Source organism: Paenibacillus timonensis (assembly GCF_022427145.1).
Classification (GTDB): Bacteria; Bacillota; Bacilli; order Paenibacillales; family Paenibacillaceae; genus Fontibacillus; species Fontibacillus timonensis.
The window spans coordinates 17,528-35,361 of record NZ_JAKSXN010000029.1; the positions used below are offsets into that span (position 1 = coordinate 17,528).

A 17,834-nucleotide genomic window follows, 5' to 3' on the forward strand; every position below is an offset into this window, starting at 1 on the left:
CAAGCACTCTTCGCCGAAAGGCGCAGGAGTGTTTTTTTTATTTATTTAGCAAAGACTAAAGAAACGAAGAGATTTGCCTCTTCATTTTACACAAAGTTTACAAAACGAAAACACAGGATTAATCTTCGCTTTCTATAATCAAAATGTAAATCACATAAGGGGGATACCTAAGACAATGAAAAAGAGTATGCTATTGGTTTTGACTTTGGTGTTGAGCTTGACGCTGGCGGCATGTGGTCAAAACAACAACGCGGCACAAAACAACACGGCCGGAACAAACGGCGGGACCACGGATGAAGCTTCCGCGAACAACGGCGGCAATGCAGCCGCATCGGAACTGTCCGGATCGATCCTGGCTGTAGGTTCCTCGGCATTGCAACCTTTGGTAGACCAAGTTTCGAAAACATTCATGGATCAAAATCCTAACGTTTCTATACAAGTTCAAGGCGGAGGCAGCGGCACGGGGCTGACGCAGGTTTCCGGAGGCCAAGCGGACATCGGGAACTCAGACGTCTTTGCAGAAGAGAAGCTGGAAGCGGCACAAGCCGGCGAACTGGTTGACCATCAAGTTGCCGTCGTCGCGATGGCTGCCGTCGTTAACCCGGACATCACCGTCGACAATTTGACGAAAGATCAACTGGTTCAAATCTTCACCGGGAAAGTAACGAACTGGAAAGACCTCGGCGGTCCGGATCAAGCGATCCAAATCGTAAACCGTCCGTCGAGCTCCGGGACGCGCGCAACGTTCGAGAAATACGCGCTGGGCACGAAAACGGAAGACCTGCAAGGTTCGATCCAAGAGGATTCCTCCGGTACGGTGAAGAAGCTCGTCGGCGAAACGCCGGGAGCAATCGGATATCTCGCCTTGTCCTACCTTGACGATTCCGTGAAGGTCGTGAAATACGAAGGCGTCGATGCGACGGAAGAGAACGTAGCGAACGGGACATATCCGGTGTGGGCTTACGAGCACATGTACACGAAAGGCGAGCCGAACGAAGTGGTAAAAGCGTTCTTGGACTTCATGGTTTCTCCTGACGTCCAAGGCGATAACGGCGACGTTGTAGAGCTTGGTTATATTCCGATCAGCAAAATGCAAGTCAAGCGCGATGTTGACGGCAACATCACGAAGTAACAATAGCAGGACTCGATAACATCATATCGGCGCGGCAAGAGGCGGACTGTTCTGCCTCTTTCTGTGCTGTTATTAAAGGGAGAGGTTTCATGGCTCAGTCCGGCGGAAGAAAAAAAATACAACCGCATATCATCGAGGAATGGACAGGTAAAATCTACGCTTCATTTTGTATCGTGCTGCTGGTGGTCACGATTTTCTCGATGGTTTATTACGTAGCAACGAAAGGGTTAAGCACCTTTTTTCAAGACGGGATCGCCCTAAAGGAAATCTTCGGGAGCACGAACTGGAAACCGGATGGGGAACCTCCGGTATTCGGCGCCCTTCCGTTTATTTTGGGCTCGTTCAGCACTTCGATTCTGGCGGCGCTGATCGCGGCCCCGCTAGGCATTTGCGCAGCTTTGTTTATGGTCGAAATCATGCCGAAGTTCGGCAAGAAATATTTGCAGCCGGTCATCGAGCTGCTGGCCGGGATCCCTTCCGTCGTTTATGGTTTTGTAGGGCTTAGCGTCATCGTTCCTTTTTACCGGGATATCTTCCCGGGACAAGGCCTTGGCATCCTGGCCGGAGCGACCGTATTGTCGATCATGATTTTGCCGACGATCACTTCGATCGCCACCGATGCGCTGGCTGCCTTGCCTCCCGGTTTGAAAGAAGGTTCTTACGCACTCGGCGCAACGCGCTGGCAAACCTTGTCGCGCACCGTATTGCCGACGACCATGCCGGCCTTGCTGACCGGGGTCGTTCTGGGCATGGCTCGGGCTTTCGGGGAAGCCTTGGCGGTGCAGATGGTCATCGGGAACGCGCCGCATATTCCGCGTTCGCTCTTTGAATCCACCTCTACCCTGACCAGCGTCATAACGCTGAGCATGGGGAATACGGTAATGGGCTCGACGCAGAACAACGTGCTCTGGACGTTGGCGCTGATTTTGATGCTGATGACGTTTGTATTCGTCTTTATCGTCCGTTGGCTGGAAAGGAGAGCAAAACGATGAGCGCAAAAACCGTAGACAAAATCGCAACGGCCGTCATTATCGCATTGGCCGGCTTGATCGTTCTTATCATGGCGGGGTTGCTCGGCTTTATTTTGGTTCGGGGGCTGGGCCACATCAGTTTCGATTTTCTGACGTCGCCTCCCGAAACGATCAAGGAAGGCGGCGGGATCGGCCCGCAATTGTTTAATTCCTTATTCCTTTTGGTCTTGACCATGATTATCACGATTCCGCTCGGCATCGGCGCGGGGATCTACATGAGCGAATACGCCAAACCGGGGAAGGTCACCGATTTTATCCGTTTGATCGTCGAAGTGTTATCTTCGTTTCCGTCGATCGTCGTGGGTTTGTTTGGTTTGCTCGTCATCGTGAACCTGTTCGGCTTCGGCTTCTCGCTGTTTTCGGGGGCGTTGGCGTTAACGATCTTTAACCTGCCGCTGATGGTACGGATTACCGAGCAGGGATTGGCCAGCGTACCGCAGGCGCAAAAAGAAGCCAGCTTGGCGCTGGGCTTGTCCAAATGGAAAACGATCCAATCGGTGATGCTCCCGATTGCCATGCCGATTGTCCTGACCGGGACGATCCTGGCAGCGGGCCGCGTGTTCGGCGAAGCAGCCGCGCTGCTGTTTACGGCCGGCATGAGCAGTCCGCGTCTCGATTTCAGCAACTGGAATCCGCTTAGCCCGACGTCGCCGCTGAATCCCTTCCGTCCGGCGGAAACGCTGGCCGTTCATATCTGGAAGATCAATTCCGAAGGGTTGGCGCCGGATGCTCCCGAAATCGCCGCCGGCGCTTCGGCCGTCCTGATTCTGACCGTGCTGGTGTTTAACCTGCTGGCCCGCTGGCTCGGACGCGTGATGCTCAAGAAATTTACGGCGACGAAATAGGAGGGCGAAACCAAGTGCCTAATATTGAACTATCAACGAAAAACTTAAGCGTTTTTTACGGAGAGAAGCAGGCCGTTAAGAATATATCGCTCGACTTTGCCTCCCGGCAGGTTACCGCTTTGATCGGTCCCTCCGGCTGCGGCAAATCCACCTTCCTGCGGAGCTTGAACCGGATGAACGACCTGATCAGCGGGGCGAAGATCACGGGGGAAATCTGGATCGGGGACGACAATATCAACGATCCGAAAACCGATGTCGTGTTGCTGCGGCAGAAGATCGGCATGGTCTGGCAGCGGCCGAACCCGTTTCATAAGTCGATCTATGAGAACATCGCTTTCGGGCCGCGTTATCACGGGATCCGGGACAAGAAGAAGCTCGATCAGATCGTCGAGGAGTCGCTCATCAAAGCGGCGCTATGGAACGAAACGAAAGACCGGCTGCACAGCTCCGCCCTCGCGTTGTCCGGCGGCCAGCAGCAAAGGCTCTGCATTGCCAGATCGATTGCGGTAAATCCGAGCATCATCCTGATGGATGAGCCGGCATCGGCCCTGGACCCGGTGTCCAGTGCCAAAATCGAAGAGCTGATCGCCGATCTCAAGCAGGACTATTGCATTATCATCGTAACGCACAACATGCATCAGGCGGCCCGGGTGTCGGAGAAGACGGCTTTCTTCCTGATGGGAGAGCTGGTCGAATACGACGATACGAGCAAAATCTTCACCAACCCGTCCGAAAAACGGACGGACGATTATATCACCGGCCGGTTCGGATAAGCCCCGCCTGCCGGAACAAGCGACTCAAAAGGCCAAACCAGGAATCCTTTCCGGCTTGGCCTTTTTTGCGTGACCGTCGGGACAATGCCGGACCAGGGTCGGGGCGCCGCCCCGTCCACGGTCTCTTTTAGATTGGAAAATCTCCGTATATACTGATAACATAAAAGAAGAATGGCGTAGGCAGCGCCAGGGACCACTAAAGGAGACTGGATCATGAACGTGTTGGATTGGATAGAAAGGATGTTTGAGCAATATGGCTATTTTGTCCTGCTGCTCGGACTCCCCATCGATTTTATCGCGCTGCCGTTGCCGCCGGGTCAAACGACATTGACTTATACGGGATATTTGGCTTATAGAGGCTTGCTTGAATTCCTGCCGGCTTTTCTCGCCGGATACGCTGGGGCGGTGGTCGGGGTGACCATCACCTATTTGATCGGCCATCGGGTTGGCGCTCCGCTCATTGAACGTTACGGAAAGTGGATTTTGGTCAAGCCCTCGCATTTGGACAAAACGAGGCGGGTTTATGAGAAGTACGGAAACAAAATGCTGCTGATCAGTTTTTTTGTGCCGGGCGTCAGGCAGTTCTTCGGTTATTTCGTCGGCATTATCCGCATTCCTTTTCGAACTTTCGCTTTATATGCTTATACCGGGGCGGCGCTTTGGGTGGCTGCATTTGTAAGCATTGGATTTGTGTTTGGCGAACAGTGGCAGGTCGCGATTGACCTGGTTGAGAAATATTTGAAGTACTTCTTCATGGGATTGGGCGCGCTGGTGGTGCTGCTCGCGTACATGAAGTGGCGGCGTTGGAGGCTGAAGGTTGCCAAGCTGTCCCGATAATACCCAAAAGGCGCAGGATGTGGATCCCGCGCCTTTGTTATTTTCGTCTTTTTTTGTTCTCAGGTTTGCTTCGGTGAAGGATGAAGTCGTCAAGCAGCGTCTCCTCGGTAACTTCGCCGGAGCCGTTGCCGCCGTTATCCGCTTTTTCCTCTTTCAGCTTCAATAGGGAGAGTAAATCGAAAAAATCCCCGAGGACGGTGAATCCGGCGCCGATGATTGCCAGGTCATCCGAGGAAATGTCATTGTCTTGGAGTCTTCGGTATTGTCGCCTCTTTTTTCCTCCCAAGAACACCACCCGCTTTTGAAATTGACTTGTTCCATCATATGCAGTTGGCGATTGGCGTGATTAGGCGGCTGCATCGGCCGGGAAACGGCTTTTCCCATCTTGGATCCCTAGGTCAGCGCACACCCATTTTTGCCGATCTCCGCAGATGTCCCGATCGTTCGCAGGCGAGTCGTAATATGATGTTCTATATTTAAAAAGGAGGGAAAATCAATGTCGGGATATGAAAATGGCGTAGGCAATGTAGGTTACGGTGGTTTCTGGACTTCCACGGGGACGATCCTGGTTCTGTTCATCCTGCTGGTTATCGTTTCCAGAGCGCTTATCGTATGATTTGAGGAGTACGCCTCGGCAAAGGCCCTGTTACGGCAGGGCCTTTTTTTATGTTTAACTAAAGCGGGATTAACGGCGAAGCAAAGACGATCGCAGCCAAAAAAACGAGCTGCAGTAAAGTGCGGACGGCTAAGGGCGGCACGGGACGCCCGCCGATCGTTAGCCGTTCCCTGGCCGCCCGTACATTGGCCGGAAACATGGCGATCAGCAGCAATGACAGACAGATCGAAGCGGTCGGAGCCAGAAACGGAATCTGCAAGCCGATCGCGCCTGCAATTTCCAGGTAACCGGTCAGCGTGACGATCCGATCCGGTCGCGGAAAGGCCGGAGGGACCATCCGGATCAGATCCGGACGCCGCTTGCCCCAGTGGGCGGATGCGGCGAATAAGAGCATGGCTGCGCAAGCCGCCTGCAGCGAAGTTTGCCAATGGTCAAAGTAGCCCCATCCAGCGAAACCGAGCCCACGGAATAACAAAAAAGAAACGATCAACGCAATAAAAGGTACCATCACTCGAAACCTCCTGATTGTTTATTTTCCCGTTAACCGCGCAATGATCAATTCGGTAAAATCGTCGACCTAAAAAGCGGCAGGACGCACCGGTAAGGAGGCTCTTGTACGCAATCCCAGCGACAGGAGTACAAACAGCTCCGCCGTTTTGCCTGCATCCACCGTTTCCGGGATGACGCCGTGCTCCTGACCGGTAACGATCCACCTGGCGGGACAACTCCATCCAACGGTCATAAAACCGTTTCTGGACCGCCTCAACGGCGGGATCATCGTCTTTGCCCAGCAAGTCGATCAATACTTTAGATTTGAATTATAAAAACAGACCGTCGGTTTGTAAATATAAATCGTTCGACATGAAATCACTGACCGTATCTGTCAGTATTTCCCGGCTATACTTAGCTCAAAAATCATATTGCGGGAGGAATTTAGATGTTTGTGAAGATTAATGAGTTTACGGAGGCCTGGGCAGAGGAGAGCAAATTGACGGAACGGGTGATGGGGGCGCTCACCGACGCATCGTTATCCCAGCCTGTCGCAGAAGGGCGCAGAACCTTAGGGCAAATTGCCTGGCACTTGGTTGGATCGATTCATTACATGACCCACTGCGGTTTGGAATTCGCCGGCCCTTCCAGCGGGGAGCGTGTTCCCGCATCGGCGGCGGAGATCGCGGAGGAGTACCGGCGCATTAGCGAGGCACTCCTTGAGGCGATTCGTTCGCAGTGGACGGACGAGCAACTGCTGGCTACGACGGAAATAGCGGGCGAACCATGGCCGAATGGGGCATCGCTTCGGTTTACGCTCATGCATCAGGCGCACCATCGGGGTCAAATGACCGTATTGATGCGCCAAGCCGGGTTGCGATTGCCCGATATCTACGGTCCAACCTACGAGACCTGGATCGAACAGGGAATGGAACCGCTGGCCTAATCCGGTCCGGGCGGTTACAATATAAGCAATATTTTACCGGAAAGGGTTATGTGCATGTCCAAAGCGGACCATATGCTGTCGATCCTCTGGCTCCTTCGCTCCGGCCGGAAGATCACCGCCCGCCAATTGGCTGACCAACTGGAAGTTCATATCCGTACCGTATACCGTTGCATCGATTCTCTATGTGCCAGCGGCGTGCCGATCGTGGCCGATGCCGGTCCGGGCGGCGGGTACCGGATTCTCGGCCGGTTTGCGGAATCGCCGTTGGTGTTTGACGCCGAGGAGCAGAAGGCGCTGGTTCACGCCTCGATCTTCGCCCGGGAAGCGGGATATCCGTTCAGCGAGGCCTTACTCCGGGCGGTGGACAAGCTGAAGCTGTATACGAACGAAGAACAGTTGGAGCAGATCGAACGCCACGGACGCGGCGTGTCGGTGATTCATCCGCCGGTGGACGAGCTCGAGCAGTCTTTCCTGCAGACCCTGGAGCTGGCGTCGGCGGAAGGCCGATCGCTGGAAATGGAGTATCGGGGAGGCAAGGAGGCGGTTGCCGTCGTCCGCCTGTTCGACCCCTACGGCATTGTACACTGGAAGGGCATTTGGTATGCCGTCGGCTTCTGCCGGCTGAGGCAGCGGCTGCGCAGTTTCCGGGTCGACCGGATCAAACGTTTGGAACGAAGCGAGGAGCGGTTTGACCGCCCCTCCGATTTTTCCGCAAAGGCGTTCCTGCTAGGCAATCTGTTGCCGGAGTCCCTGGAGGACGCTTCGCTGCTCACGGTTAGAATTCGTGGTCCCGAGCAGGCCTTAAACGAGCTGCAGCGGCATTGGATGTTTGGGCATACGCTGGTGCGGCGAAACGAAGAGGAGGCGGTTTTCCGGATGGAAAGCGCCTCCTTGCATACTTATGTGCCATATTACTTACTTCCGTATGGGAAAGCTCTGACCATCATAGAACCCGAAGTCTTAATCGAGCGCATGGCGGAAGTAAGCTTGGCGATGGCCGAACATTACCAACAGATGAAGAAGGCCGGAAAGGCGGAATCGGAAGGGTAAGTGGTTACAGCCGGCTTACCCCTTTGTTCCGCCCTGCAATCCGAACCCCTTGGACATAAACCGCTGGGATAAGATATACAACACAATGGACGGGATGGCGTACAGGATGGAGAAGGCGGCGAGATTGCCGTATTCAATCATCCCGTATTGGCCGAAAAATTGGTACAACTTCAGGGAAGCCGGGAAGTTCTCCGGATTTTGCAGCAAAATGTAAGGGACGAAGAAGTTGCCCCAACTGCCCGAGAAGGTGAAAATCGCCACCGTGCAGATCCCCGGAACCATCAGCGGCGCAACGACCCTGCGGATCCCCGTGAATACGGAAGCTCCGTCGACCCATGCCGCTTCTTCCAGATCCAGAGGGACGGAATCCATGAAGTTCTTCAGCATCCAAATGCCGTACGGCATGGATGAAGCCACATAAAACAAGATGACGCCAAAGATCTGGTCATACAGCTTCAGGCTCAGAAACAGCTGATAGACCGGGACCATCACCGCGGTGATCGGCAGGGAGGTCATGAACAGGATGGTCAGCATAAACGGCTTTTTGTATTTTATTTGGTACCGGGACAACGGATAGGCGGCCAGCAGCGCCAAAAGGACGACGAGCACCGCCTGCCCCAGCGACATGATCAAGCCGATCAGGAAAGCGCGCTGGTTCTCGCGGCTGGTAACAACCTCGATGTAGTTGTCCGCCGTGATCCGCTGCGGCAGCTTCAGCGTCTGCATCGCATTGGCGTCGACGGAAGCAACCACCACCCATAGCAAGGGCAGGACGAAGCAGATCCCGATGAAAGTGAGGATCGCATAGGGCATGATCCGGTAGACGATTTTCCGTTGTTTTGCGTTCATAAGGAAGTCTCCTTGCACTTGGACTATTTCAGCGAGCGGGTATAGAACAGGCTCAGCACGATCCCGATCAACAGAAGCAGCAAAGAGATCGCGGTTCCGTACCCCAGTTGATAGTTCACGAAGGCTTGGTTGTACATAAAGATGGGCAGCGTGGTCGTGGACGTTCCCGGGCCTCCGCCGGTCATGGCGTAGATTAACCCGAAGACGCCTAACGTCTGCAACGTGACCAGCATCATATTGGTAGTAAACGTCTCCTTAATGTAGGGGATAATGATTCGGATCAGCACCTGCCACCGCGAGGCGCCGTCGACGACCGCCGCTTCCTCCACTTCGCTGGGGACGTCGTCCAAGGCCGCTTGAAAGACGAGCATCGAGAAGGCCGTCCCGTGCCAAATGTTGGCGAGGATGATCGTCAGCATCGGCACCGTATATAGCCAGGTGACCGCCGGAATCCCCAGCGAGGTGATGATCGAGTTCAGGGTGCCTTCGTCGCCGAAGAAGCTGTACAAGCACAAAGCGCAGACGATCTCCGGAGTGACCCAGCCAGCCAGGACAATCGTCCCGATGACCCGGCGGAACGTTTTATTTTTGTGCTTCATGAGCAAAGCGATCAGAAAACCCAGCACCTGCTGTCCGATAACCGCCGAGCCAAACAGGAAAATCAGCGTGTTCCAAATGCTGATCCGGACCGTCGGGTCCTCGAACATGTGGAGGTAGTTGTCGAATCCGACGAATTTCAATTCCCTGGCGGATTCCCCCGTTAAGGCGAGGTTCGTAAACGAATAGAAAAAGGTCAGTAAGACGGGATAAATAAAAAACACCAGCATTATCGCAATCGAAGGGAGCATGAAATACAGCCACGCATACGAGTTACGTTTTCTGGAATAACCTTCAGCCGTCATGCTGTTCATGATTCGTTCTCCTTCCGGAAGGCAATGCTTTGCCGCTAGTTTGGATTGAAGCGTAACGCGTCACTTTTGGATGACCGCGTCTTCGCCGACAATGCGGGTTACGTCCTGGGCGTATTTTTGAGCTGCGTCCGCAGGGGAGGTACCCGTCGCGACGGATTCAACCATCGTCTGGATTTGCGTCGATACTTCCGGGTATTTATCCTGCGCCGGGCGGAATTCGGCGTTTTGCAGATATTCCGTAGCGATTTCGTTAAACGGCATTTTCGTGTATTCCGGGTCTTTGGCGACGTCGGCCCGAACGGTAATATTGCCCGAAGCGATAACGAGCTTCTGGCTGTTTTCCTTGTTTAGCGCGTATTGGATAAACTCCCAAGCCTCGTCTTTATGCTTGGCGTTGCTTGGAATGGACAGCGCCCAACCTCCGGCGAGGGTGATGGAACCCGGCGCTTGGCCTTGGCTCGTCGGCATGGGCGCAAAGCCGAGCACATCTTTGTATTCCGGCCAAGGAGAAGCGCCCGAATCCAGGTAGTTGCCGGTGATCCAGGAGCCGTCGAGGGAGATGGCCAGCTTGCCCTGAGGCAAATATTCGCGGGAAGCGGTGTTGCCGGCTTGCCCGTTGAGGACCTTGGAGAGCGGCGGTCCGAGCTTTTCCTTATTCACGGTTTCGATAAACCCTAATGCGTCCAAAATTCCCTGGCTTTGAATGATCCACTTCCCGTTCGCATCGTCATACAACCGTTCGCCGGTGCCGTACAAGAGCATTTCGTACGTCTGCATGGAAGTGGCTTCTCCGGTCGCCTTCCCCATGTTCATCCAAATCGGGACGATGTCCGGCGCTTTTTCCTTGACCGTGCGAGCCGCGTCCAGCACTTCCTCCCAGTTCTTCGGCACCCACTCTTCGGGGAGGCCTACCTGCTTGAAAATCTCCTTGTTATACCAAAGGCCCCGCGAGTCGGTATTGTATGGTATCCCGTACACCTTGCCGTCGCTGGCGGTAACGCCCTTCTTCATCGCCTCGATGAACGAGCCGTTCGTCCAGTCCTCCCATTGCTTCAGCCGCTCGTCCAGCGGTTCCAAATAACCGGCGCTGGCGTCGGAATTGAGAATAAACGTATCCTCCGTCACGATATCCGGCGCGGTATCCTTGGACTTCAAGGCCAAGGCGATTTTGGCGAAATAATCGCCTTCGGAGGCTTGGATCGGCGCCGGCTTAATCTCGACGTCCTTATTCGGATAGTCGGCGGCAATCTCCGTCAGCCATCGGTACAGCGAGCCTTTTTCTCCGGCACCGTCATCCCGGTACGTCACCGTGATCGTCGTTTTTCCGGAACTGCCCGACTTTTCATCGGACCCGGAACACCCGGCTAGCAGCGACCCGCCCAAAGCCGTACACAACAGAACGGAAGCGATGGCCCAACTTCTTTTTTTCATGAATGACATGCTGATCCCTCCCTGGTTTCGGTACCCCGTTGGATTCGCAACTCCTTGCGATTGTGAAAGGTATTACGATGTATCCGCTTACAATCCTTCCAGTAAAACATACTTGCCGAGGGAACAATTTATTCAAAAATCGCCTCGAAAAACTGTTGACCAAATCGGTTTATGGCGCTCGGGGAGGTGAAAACATGGAGAAATTTTTGAGTTTGCCCCTGGAGAAACAACACGGGATAATCGATGCGGCGCTAACGTGTTTCGGAACCATCGGTTACAAGAAAACGTCGATGAACGACGTCGCCGCGGAGGCCGGAATTTCAAAAGCGATGGTCTTCCACTATTTCGGCACCAAGAAGGCGTTGTATCTCTATTTGATCAACTATTGCCACGATCTGGTGATGAACGAGATCGAAGCGAAATTCGATCATGCGCTGACGGATTTTTTCGAGCGGATTAAACAAGCGACGAACATCAAGGTCGCCGTGATGGGGAAGCATGCGGCGGTGCTGTCTTTCTTGACCAGCGTCTATTTCGAAACGAATGAGGAAGTCCGGCGGGACATTACGGCGATTTTGGCCAAAGGGGAGGACATCCGGAATCGGATCGCCTTGTCCGGCGTGGATGAGTCGAAGTTTAAGGAAGGCATCGACCTGAAGCTCCTCATGAGCATGTTGACTTGGATGGCGGAGGGCTTTACCAGTCAGATGTCCAGGGATAACAAGATCGATATCGAGGTTATCGCAAGGGAGTTTTTCCGCAGCATCGATATGCTGAGATCGCAGTTTTATCGACCGGAATATTTATAACGCGGCGATTCATTCGAGGAGGAGGGCGTTTTATGAGCGTGATTGAAGTGAAAAATCTCACGAAGCAATACGGCAAGGCCAGAGGCATTACCGACGTAAACCTGCAGGTGGAGGAGGGGGAGATTTTCGGCTTTATCGGTCCCAACGGGGCGGGAAAGTCGACGACGATTCGGACGCTGCTCGGGCTCATTTATCCGACCAGCGGCAGTGCCACCATATTCGGAAAGAGCTGCCTTTTGCACCCCGAAATCCGCAAGGAGCTGGGGTATCTGCCTTCGGAAGTATTTTATTATGACGGCATGCGGGTCATCGACCTGCTCAAATATTCCGCGAGCTTTTATAAGAAGGACTGCACCAAACGAATCAAGGAACTGGCCGAGCGAATGGATTTGGATCTGAAGAAGAAAATCGACGACCTGTCCTTCGGCAACAAGAAGAAGGTTGGCATCGTGCAGGGGCTGCTACATGAGCCGAAGCTGATCATTCTTGACGAACCGACCAGCGGCCTGGATCCGCTGATGCAGCAGACCTTCTTCGAGTTGATCGCAGAGGAAAACCGCAAAGGGGCGACCGTGTTTTTCTCGTCCCATATCCTGAGCGAAGTTCAGAAGATGTGCAGCCGCGTCGCCTTCATTAAGGAAGGGCGCATCATCAAGCAGGAGAAGATGAGCGATTTGCAGGACAACAGCTATAAGAAAGTCAGCCTGGAAGCCAAATCCGCGATCGATCCGACCGCCTTTGTGCTGGACGGCGTCAGCAATCTTGAGCTGAAAGGCTCTGCGGCCAGCTTCATCTTTAAAGGCAGCATCAACGCGATGATGCAAAGAATCGCCGCAGTCGATTTAACCAACATCTCGATCGTGGAGCCCGATCTGGAGGAAATCTTCATGCATTACTACGTGAAGGAGGAGTAAGCCATCATGAATATGGTATTGCATGAACTGAAATCGATGAGGAAATCGACGATCGTCTGGACCTGCGCGATGGTCGCCTTGGCCGCTATCTATTTGTCGATTTATCCCAGCATGGCGAGCGATGCCGTGGATTTCAAAAAGCTGCTTGGCAGTTACCCGGAATCCGTTCAAGCGATGTTAGGCATCGATTTGGATACGATCACCTCGATCCTGGGGTTGTATTCCATGGTCTTCTCTTTTATTGCTTTATGCGGGGCGATTCAGGCGATGAATCTCGGCGTATCCATCCTGACCAAGGAGTCGAGGGAGAGAACGGCGGATTTCCTGCTGGTTAAACCCGTGTCGCGGGCTCGGATCGTCAGCTCCAAACTGTTGGCGGCCGTGCTTCTCCTGATCGTGACGGATGTCGTCTTTTATGCGGCAACGTCGCTCATCGCCAACAGCGTCAAAACGGAGGATTTCAGCCTAAAACTGTTTTTGCTGATCAATTTGACTCTATTTTTTGTCCAGCTGATGTTCCTGGCCATCGGCATGGCGGCCTCCGTGTTTTTCTCCAAACTCCGGAGTGTCCTTCCGCTATCGCTGGGCGTAGTGTTCGGATTGTATCTGATCGGCGCCTTGCTCGCGACCGGGGAGGACAAAGAGGTTATGCGGTTCGTCTCGCCCTTGAAATATTTCGAGCCTTCCTACATTCTGGCCCATGCCGGGTATGAGACGCCTTACCTCATCGCCGGCGCCGTCATCGTTGTCGCCGGGGTGGCGTTGAGCTACGCGGTGTACCTGAAAAAAGACATTCATGCGGTGAGCTAAAAACCGCGGCTTGGATTCTATCGAATGGAGGAAATGCGATGAATATTTTTTGGAGGGAACTCAAGGCGCACCGGCGAGGCTTGATCATCTGGAGCGTGTGCCTGTTCCTGCTGGTTGTCAGCGGGATGAGCAAGTATTCGGCCTATTCGGCCGGCGGCGCGAGCAGCGAGGTGTTTGATACCATGCCGCGGACGATGAAGGCGCTGCTTGGAATGGGTTCTTTTGATGTCACGCAGATGGCCGGATTTTTTGCCATGTTGTTTTTATATATCGAGCTCACGGTAGCTATACACGCGGTCTTGCTGGGGAGCGGGATCATCGCAAAAGAGGAGCGGGACAAAACGGTCGAATTCCTTATGGCCAAGCCGGTGTCGCGGGGGAGCGTCATAACGGCGAAGCTGTTCGCCGCCCTGGTCCAGGTGATCCTCCTGAATGTCGTTACCCTGGCCTCCTCGCTCGTTATGGTCTCCGCCTACAATAAAGGGGAGGACATTACCGGCGAAATCCTGCAGTTCATGGCTAGCATGCTGTTGGTTCAACTGATCTTCCTGTCGCTGGGAACGGCGCTTTCGGCCTTGTTGAAACGGCCCAAAACATCGGGCTCCATCGCCACGGGAATCCTGTTGGGATGCTTTGTCATTTCCAAAATCACCGACTTGGCGGATCACCTGGATGCTTTGAACGTGCTCTCTCCTTTCAAGTACTTCAGCTATGAGCGCATCGTAAACGGAGAAGGCATCCATGCAGGGATTGCTGCACTCTCCCTCCTCCTGGTGGCGGTGCTGGTTGTTTCTACTTATGCGGCGTATCGCAAAAGAGAATTGAACGTGTGATCTATTGCACGAAGGCGGCTAGTCCGTCCATGCAAGAGGCGCGACCGGATTGCCCGGCCGCGCCTCTTTGGTCTTACGCGTACGCTTGGCACAGCTTTTGCTGCTACATGCGATCCGGAGCCGGCAATCCGATGACATCCAGCGCCTCGGCGATCGTCTCCTTGAATTCGGCCGTGAGCCACAGCCGGAACGGTTGCTGCTGCGGCTCGGCTTTCAGGATCGGACACGCCGTATAAAAATGATTAAACAAGGTGGCGAGCTCATAAGCGAAATGGCAGATCGGCGTAGGGGACAGTTCCTCGCATGCTGCGATCAGCGTATCAGGCCAAGCCGCGATTTGCCTCAACAGGGCATGTTCGGCCCGATCCAGCGGAGCGAGGTCCTCCAGGAGCGACTCCGTCAGCGGGAGCCCGTTTCCCTGGGCTTTGGCCAAGATGCCGGCGGCCCGGGCATGCGCGTACATCAGATATACGCCGGTGTTGCCGGTTGTCTCCGTGGCCTGCTGAATGTCGAAAACCACTTCGGTCGGCAAGGCGAACCGCAGCAGGTAATAACGGATGGCCGCAGCTGCGATCAAGCGACTGGATAACCCCTCGGGATCGGAGCGCTTGCCTTCGATTTGCGCTTCCATGAGATCGAGCAAATCGGCCACTTTGATGCCGACCCCTTGCCTGCCGGACATGGCGTACGAGGCTTTGCCGTCCGAGGTGTCCAGGCCAAGCTCCTGTGCCGCGGCAGGGCTAAGCGATACGACGCCGTAACCGACGTGGCGCAGCATTTCTGCCTGGCCTGCGAAGCCGAGCGCTTCCAGCGCTTGCTTCACCATCGCCTGCGGATACTCCTGTCTGCGGTCGATCACGTTGACGACGAGGTCCGCCTTGCCGTAGTCGGCGGCGATGCCGTCTGCATGCGTGGTCCAGAGCCCGTCCGCAAACGGTTTATACCGGAAATCCTTCGCCAGCAACCCGAACTTCCAGAGATGGTATGCGATATCCTTGGCGGTATAAGTCAAAATTCCGTTGGACCGAACGAGAACCTTATCGGCTTGATGCTCGGCATGGTGCTCGGCATCGGGTTCCGCCGGATCGGCCGCCGGTTGCTTCAGCACCCAGCAGCCTGCCAGCTTGCCGGACGTTTCCAGCTGGAACAGCTCGGTTTGCTGCAGCAAACGAAAGGCCGAGTCCCAAAAGCCTTCGCGGACGATGCGGCTCTCCCATACAAGCAAATCGTAATCAATGCCGAAGGCATTCATTTCCTCCAGATGCTCCCGCACGATCCGTTCCGCCGCGAGCATGCCGATCCATGCCACGTTTCCGTCCCCGTCTTCCAGCGCCCGCAGCACTCGCGTTCTTTGCTCCAGCAGGGAAGGCGTTTGCTCGTATGCCTTGTTCACGCGGGCATAAAGCTCCCAGCAATAATCGCCGAACCGTAAATGCTCCGCCTGATGATCGACGTTTAGCAGCCCTGCGACGGTATCGGCCAGCTGATTCCCCAGATCGTCGATGTAATTATGAACTTCGACCTGGTATCCGGCTCTTCCCAACAATCGCGCCAACGAGTCGCCGATACAGGCGTTCCGCAGGTGACCGATGTGGGCCGATTTGTTCGGGTTGATGGAAGTGTGTTCGATCACGACCTTTTCGTGGACCGCATCCGGAAGGCGAAAGGCCTTGCGAGCCCACTCGCTCCAATCGAGGTGGAAGTTCAGAAAACCCGGCGGCGCGGTTTCGATCCGGTTCAGCAGTCCTTCCATCCGGCCTGCCTGTTCCAGTTCGTTCTTCAATTGCGCGGCGATGTGCAGCGGCGATTGGCGCAGCGTTTTGGCCAGCTGCATCGCAATGTTGGTCGAATAATCGCCATGTTCCGGACGGGCGGGCCGCTCGATCAGAACGTCCGGGAGATTTTCAACACTTTGGCCGAGCCTTGAAACGACTTGCTGAACCGAGGTTTCAAGTTGCTTTTTCATCCACCTGCTGATCATGGAATACTCCTCCTTGGCTATAAAATAAATAAGCCTCCGTCTCATCAAAGAGACGAAGGCTTTGCGCGCTCGCGGTACCACTCTTGTTGTTAAACTCCATGTTTAACCACTCTAGGGATAACGGTCTTCTGCCGTGGCTGCCTACCTCGCTTACGTTCGGCAACCCTTCTCATGGGTCCGCTTCGCTGCCTGCCCCGTACCGGTTTCCACCATCCCGGCTCGCTTGGACTAGAACCGACAGCTACTCTCCCAATCGTTGAATTTTGGGTTATTTCGTAATATTATAACCGGCTGTTCCCGAAAGTCAACCTGTGAGTTTCTTTTTAAACTTGTTTACAACTTGGAGATGAAGTGTTCATGTTTCCGTGAGCCCACTGTAATACCGGTTCTTTTTTCGGTAAAAAAGTAAACCAAGGCCAGCACCGGTACGATGATGCCGATCAGGGAGGTGAAATTCCAGCCGCCGTGGGCATATGACCACCCGCCCAAGGACGATCCGGCAGCTCCGCCGATGAAAAAGATAGCCATAAATAAGCCGTTAAGGCGTCCTTTGGCTTCATTGCCCAGGGAATAAACCGCCCGTTGTCCAAGCACCAGGTTTCCCGAAACGGCCATATCCAACAAAATCGCCGCAAGTACCAGCAGGATGAGCGATGCCGTCGAATGGCCGGGAACAAGATAGGCCAGGACAAAAGACAAGGCGGCAACGCTCAGGGCCAATCCGGTCAAGAACCTGGTCCAGCCTTTGTCTGCGAGTCTTCCCGCGATCGGCGCGGCAATGGCGCCTCCTACGCCGGCCAGCGCGAACCAGGCGATCCCTTGCTGCGTCAGGCCGAATTCGTCCGCCAAATATAGCGGAACCACGGTCCAGAACAGGCTAAAGGCGCCAAACAGACAAGCTTGATAAGCGGCGCGGCGGCGAAGGATCGGCGTTTGTTTCAATAGAGAGCCCAGGGAAACGATCAATTTGCCGTAACTTAGGGCAGGCTCCGGCTTCCGTTCGGGAAGCACCCGGTACAATAAAATCGTTAAAAGGGCGATAGCCGCCGCGGACAAGGCAAATACCGCCTGCCACTTCCACAGGCCGGCAATAAAGCTGGCCACGGGACGGGCGAACATGATTCCGAGCAGAAGTCCGCTCATTACATTTCCCACCACCCGGCCCTGATGGGGCCCCGGTGCCAAATAGGTCGCATAAGGAACCAGGATTTGGGCTACCACGGATCCCAGACCGATAAACAAGGACGCGGCGAGGAACAGGGGTGCGCTTGCGGCAAAGGATGCCGTCGCCAAGGCACAAAAGGCCACGATAAGGAAGATGGCCACAAGTCGCCGGTTTTCAACGATGTCGCTGAGCGGAACAATGAACAATAGGCCCAGCACGTACCCGATTTGCGTTAAAGTAACGATGAAGCCCGATGCCTCGGAAGTTAACCCCGTGGCGGCGCTGATCGGCCCGACCAAGGTTTGGGAATAATACAGATTGGCTACGATAAGCCCGCAAGCGGCGGCTAACAAAAATAAGATCCATCCTGAAATCGGCTTACTGCCGGCAGTTTGTTTCGTGTCCATGACAA

20 protein-coding genes and 1 other annotated feature are annotated in these 17,834 nt (G+C 54.5%); of the genes, 12 read left to right on the forward strand and 8 right to left on the reverse strand.

Annotated elements, in window-relative coordinates; translation table 11 throughout:
- Positions 1-175: 175 nt before the first annotated feature.
- The 5 genes from MJ257_RS12850 (at position 176) to MJ257_RS12870 (ending at position 4,618) form a co-directional block, all read left to right on the forward strand.
- Positions 176-1,132, forward strand: a complete 957-nt coding sequence (locus MJ257_RS12850; RefSeq protein WP_240269637.1) for a phosphate ABC transporter substrate-binding protein — start codon at positions 176-178, stop codon at positions 1,130-1,132.
- Between the two features lie 89 nt (positions 1,133-1,221).
- Complete coding sequence (gene pstC, locus MJ257_RS12855; RefSeq protein ID WP_240269638.1) at positions 1,222-2,124, forward strand: phosphate ABC transporter permease subunit PstC; 903 nt, start codon at positions 1,222-1,224, stop codon at positions 2,122-2,124.
- Positions 2,121-3,008, forward strand: coding sequence for a phosphate ABC transporter permease PstA (gene pstA, locus MJ257_RS12860; RefSeq protein ID WP_178021713.1), 888 nt, complete (start codon positions 2,121-2,123; stop codon positions 3,006-3,008). The genes pstC and pstA overlap by 4 nt, the downstream gene beginning before the upstream one ends.
- Positions 3,009-3,022: 14 nt before the next feature.
- Complete coding sequence (gene pstB / locus MJ257_RS12865) at positions 3,023-3,781, forward strand: phosphate ABC transporter ATP-binding protein PstB (RefSeq protein ID WP_178021714.1); 759 nt, start codon at positions 3,023-3,025, stop codon at positions 3,779-3,781.
- A 213-nt stretch (positions 3,782-3,994) separates the two neighbouring features.
- Positions 3,995-4,618 (forward strand): DedA family protein, encoded by a 624-nt coding sequence (locus MJ257_RS12870; RefSeq protein ID WP_178021715.1) that lies wholly within the window; start codon positions 3,995-3,997, stop codon positions 4,616-4,618.
- Positions 4,619-4,655: 37 nt separating this feature from the next.
- On the opposite strand, the gene MJ257_RS12875 is transcribed toward MJ257_RS12870, so the two are convergent.
- Complete coding sequence (locus MJ257_RS12875; RefSeq protein WP_240269639.1) at positions 4,656-4,910, reverse strand: hypothetical protein; 255 nt, start codon at positions 4,908-4,910, stop codon at positions 4,656-4,658.
- A gap of 204 nt (positions 4,911-5,114) precedes the next feature.
- On the opposite strand from MJ257_RS12875, the gene MJ257_RS12880 reads away from it, so the two are divergent.
- Entirely contained in the window at positions 5,115-5,234 is a 120-nt protein-coding gene (locus MJ257_RS12880) for a sporulation protein YjcZ (protein WP_193419096.1), read from the forward strand.
- Between the two features lie 58 nt (positions 5,235-5,292).
- Here MJ257_RS12880 and MJ257_RS12885 read toward each other — a convergent pair whose 3' ends face one another.
- Together MJ257_RS12885 and MJ257_RS12890 are read right to left on the reverse strand one after the other, a co-directional pair.
- The gene (locus MJ257_RS12885; RefSeq protein ID WP_240269640.1) at positions 5,293-5,742 is read right to left on the reverse strand and encodes a DoxX family protein; all 450 of its coding nucleotides are present in this window, start codon (positions 5,740-5,742) and stop codon (positions 5,293-5,295) included.
- A gap of 69 nt (positions 5,743-5,811) precedes the next feature.
- On the reverse strand, positions 5,812-5,976 hold the full coding sequence (locus MJ257_RS12890; protein ID WP_240269641.1) for a hypothetical protein: 165 nt from the start codon (positions 5,974-5,976) through the stop codon (positions 5,812-5,814).
- A 195-nt stretch (positions 5,977-6,171) separates the two neighbouring features.
- On the opposite strand from MJ257_RS12890, the gene MJ257_RS12895 reads away from it, so the two are divergent.
- Positions 6,172-6,669: a DinB family protein gene (locus MJ257_RS12895; protein ID WP_240269642.1), complete on the forward strand. Its 498-nt coding sequence runs from the start codon at positions 6,172-6,174 to the stop codon at positions 6,667-6,669.
- Between the two features lie 54 nt (positions 6,670-6,723).
- On the forward strand, positions 6,724-7,719 hold the full coding sequence (locus MJ257_RS12900; RefSeq protein WP_240269643.1) for a helix-turn-helix transcriptional regulator: 996 nt from the start codon (positions 6,724-6,726) through the stop codon (positions 7,717-7,719).
- 15 nt (positions 7,720-7,734) lie between these two features.
- On the opposite strand, the gene MJ257_RS12905 is transcribed toward MJ257_RS12900, so the two are convergent.
- The 3 genes from MJ257_RS12905 to MJ257_RS12915 are packed head-to-tail and all read right to left on the reverse strand — an operon-like array spanning position 7,735 to position 10,910.
- Positions 7,735-8,568 carry a carbohydrate ABC transporter permease gene (locus tag MJ257_RS12905; RefSeq protein ID WP_240269644.1) on the reverse strand — a complete coding sequence of 278 codons (834 nt, stop codon included), beginning with the start codon at positions 8,566-8,568 and terminating at the stop codon, positions 7,735-7,737.
- Between the two features lie 23 nt (positions 8,569-8,591).
- Positions 8,592-9,479, reverse strand: a complete 888-nt coding sequence (locus MJ257_RS12910) for a carbohydrate ABC transporter permease (RefSeq protein WP_240269645.1) — start codon at positions 9,477-9,479, stop codon at positions 8,592-8,594.
- Positions 9,480-9,539: 60 nt separating this feature from the next.
- Positions 9,540-10,910 (reverse strand): ABC transporter substrate-binding protein, encoded by a 1,371-nt coding sequence (locus MJ257_RS12915; protein ID WP_372489796.1) that lies wholly within the window; start codon positions 10,908-10,910, stop codon positions 9,540-9,542.
- A 194-nt stretch (positions 10,911-11,104) separates the two neighbouring features.
- Between MJ257_RS12915 and MJ257_RS12920 the strand changes: the two genes are divergently transcribed.
- From MJ257_RS12920 to MJ257_RS12935, 4 genes are read left to right on the forward strand one after another with little or no spacing between them, the layout of a single operon-like run.
- Complete coding sequence (locus MJ257_RS12920; protein ID WP_240269647.1) at positions 11,105-11,719, forward strand: TetR/AcrR family transcriptional regulator; 615 nt, start codon at positions 11,105-11,107, stop codon at positions 11,717-11,719.
- Positions 11,720-11,751: 32 nt separating this feature from the next.
- Entirely contained in the window at positions 11,752-12,633 is an 882-nt protein-coding gene (locus MJ257_RS12925; RefSeq protein WP_240269648.1) for an ABC transporter ATP-binding protein, read from the forward strand.
- Between the two features lie 6 nt (positions 12,634-12,639).
- Entirely contained in the window at positions 12,640-13,443 is an 804-nt protein-coding gene (locus MJ257_RS12930) for an ABC transporter permease subunit (RefSeq protein WP_240269649.1), read from the forward strand.
- A 38-nt stretch (positions 13,444-13,481) separates the two neighbouring features.
- A complete protein-coding gene (locus tag MJ257_RS12935; RefSeq protein ID WP_240269650.1) occupies positions 13,482-14,276 on the forward strand; it encodes an ABC transporter permease subunit in 795 nt (264 codons plus the stop codon).
- Positions 14,277-14,379: 103 nt separating this feature from the next.
- Here MJ257_RS12935 and MJ257_RS12940 read toward each other — a convergent pair whose 3' ends face one another.
- Positions 14,380-16,257: an arginine--tRNA ligase gene (locus tag MJ257_RS12940; protein WP_240269651.1), complete on the reverse strand. Its 1,878-nt coding sequence runs from the start codon at positions 16,255-16,257 to the stop codon at positions 14,380-14,382.
- 45 nt (positions 16,258-16,302) lie between these two features.
- Positions 16,303-16,523: a binding site (T-box leader), on the reverse strand.
- Between the two features lie 67 nt (positions 16,524-16,590).
- Positions 16,591-17,829, reverse strand: a complete 1,239-nt coding sequence (locus tag MJ257_RS12945; protein WP_240269652.1) for an MFS transporter — start codon at positions 17,827-17,829, stop codon at positions 16,591-16,593.
- Positions 17,830-17,834: the final 5 nt, after the last annotated feature.

Excerpts from the sequence above, each read along its gene's own strand:
- MJ257_RS12915 (WP_372489796.1), bottom strand. The coding sequence starts at position 10,910 with ATGAAAAAAAGAAGTTGGGCCATCGCTTCCGTTCTGTTGTGTACGGCT.
- MJ257_RS12870 (WP_178021715.1), top strand. The coding sequence starts at position 3,995 with ATGAACGTGTTGGATTGGATAGAAAGGATGTTTGAGCAATATGGCTAT.
- MJ257_RS12850 (WP_240269637.1), top strand. The coding sequence starts at position 176 with ATGAAAAAGAGTATGCTATTGGTTTTGACTTTGGTGTTGAGCTTGACG.
- MJ257_RS12930 (WP_240269649.1), top strand. The coding sequence starts at position 12,640 with ATGAATATGGTATTGCATGAACTGAAATCGATGAGGAAATCGACGATC.
- MJ257_RS12920 (WP_240269647.1), top strand. The coding sequence starts at position 11,105 with ATGGAGAAATTTTTGAGTTTGCCCCTGGAGAAACAACACGGGATAATC.
- MJ257_RS12895 (WP_240269642.1), top strand. The coding sequence starts at position 6,172 with ATGTTTGTGAAGATTAATGAGTTTACGGAGGCCTGGGCAGAGGAGAGC.
- pstA (WP_178021713.1), top strand. The coding sequence starts at position 2,121 with ATGAGCGCAAAAACCGTAGACAAAATCGCAACGGCCGTCATTATCGCA.
- MJ257_RS12890 (WP_240269641.1), bottom strand. The coding sequence starts at position 5,976 with ATGACCGTTGGATGGAGTTGTCCCGCCAGGTGGATCGTTACCGGTCAG.
- MJ257_RS12935 (WP_240269650.1), top strand. The coding sequence starts at position 13,482 with ATGAATATTTTTTGGAGGGAACTCAAGGCGCACCGGCGAGGCTTGATC.
- MJ257_RS12945 (WP_240269652.1), bottom strand. The coding sequence starts at position 17,829 with ATGGACACGAAACAAACTGCCGGCAGTAAGCCGATTTCAGGATGGATC.
- MJ257_RS12905 (WP_240269644.1), bottom strand. The coding sequence starts at position 8,568 with ATGAACGCAAAACAACGGAAAATCGTCTACCGGATCATGCCCTATGCG.
- MJ257_RS12900 (WP_240269643.1), top strand. The coding sequence starts at position 6,724 with ATGTCCAAAGCGGACCATATGCTGTCGATCCTCTGGCTCCTTCGCTCC.
- MJ257_RS12880 (WP_193419096.1), top strand. The coding sequence starts at position 5,115 with ATGTCGGGATATGAAAATGGCGTAGGCAATGTAGGTTACGGTGGTTTC.
- pstC (WP_240269638.1), top strand. The coding sequence starts at position 1,222 with ATGGCTCAGTCCGGCGGAAGAAAAAAAATACAACCGCATATCATCGAG.
- MJ257_RS12885 (WP_240269640.1), bottom strand. The coding sequence starts at position 5,742 with ATGGTACCTTTTATTGCGTTGATCGTTTCTTTTTTGTTATTCCGTGGG.
- MJ257_RS12925 (WP_240269648.1), top strand. The coding sequence starts at position 11,752 with ATGAGCGTGATTGAAGTGAAAAATCTCACGAAGCAATACGGCAAGGCC.
- MJ257_RS12910 (WP_240269645.1), bottom strand. The coding sequence starts at position 9,479 with ATGAACAGCATGACGGCTGAAGGTTATTCCAGAAAACGTAACTCGTAT.
- MJ257_RS12940 (WP_240269651.1), bottom strand. The coding sequence starts at position 16,257 with ATGATCAGCAGGTGGATGAAAAAGCAACTTGAAACCTCGGTTCAGCAA.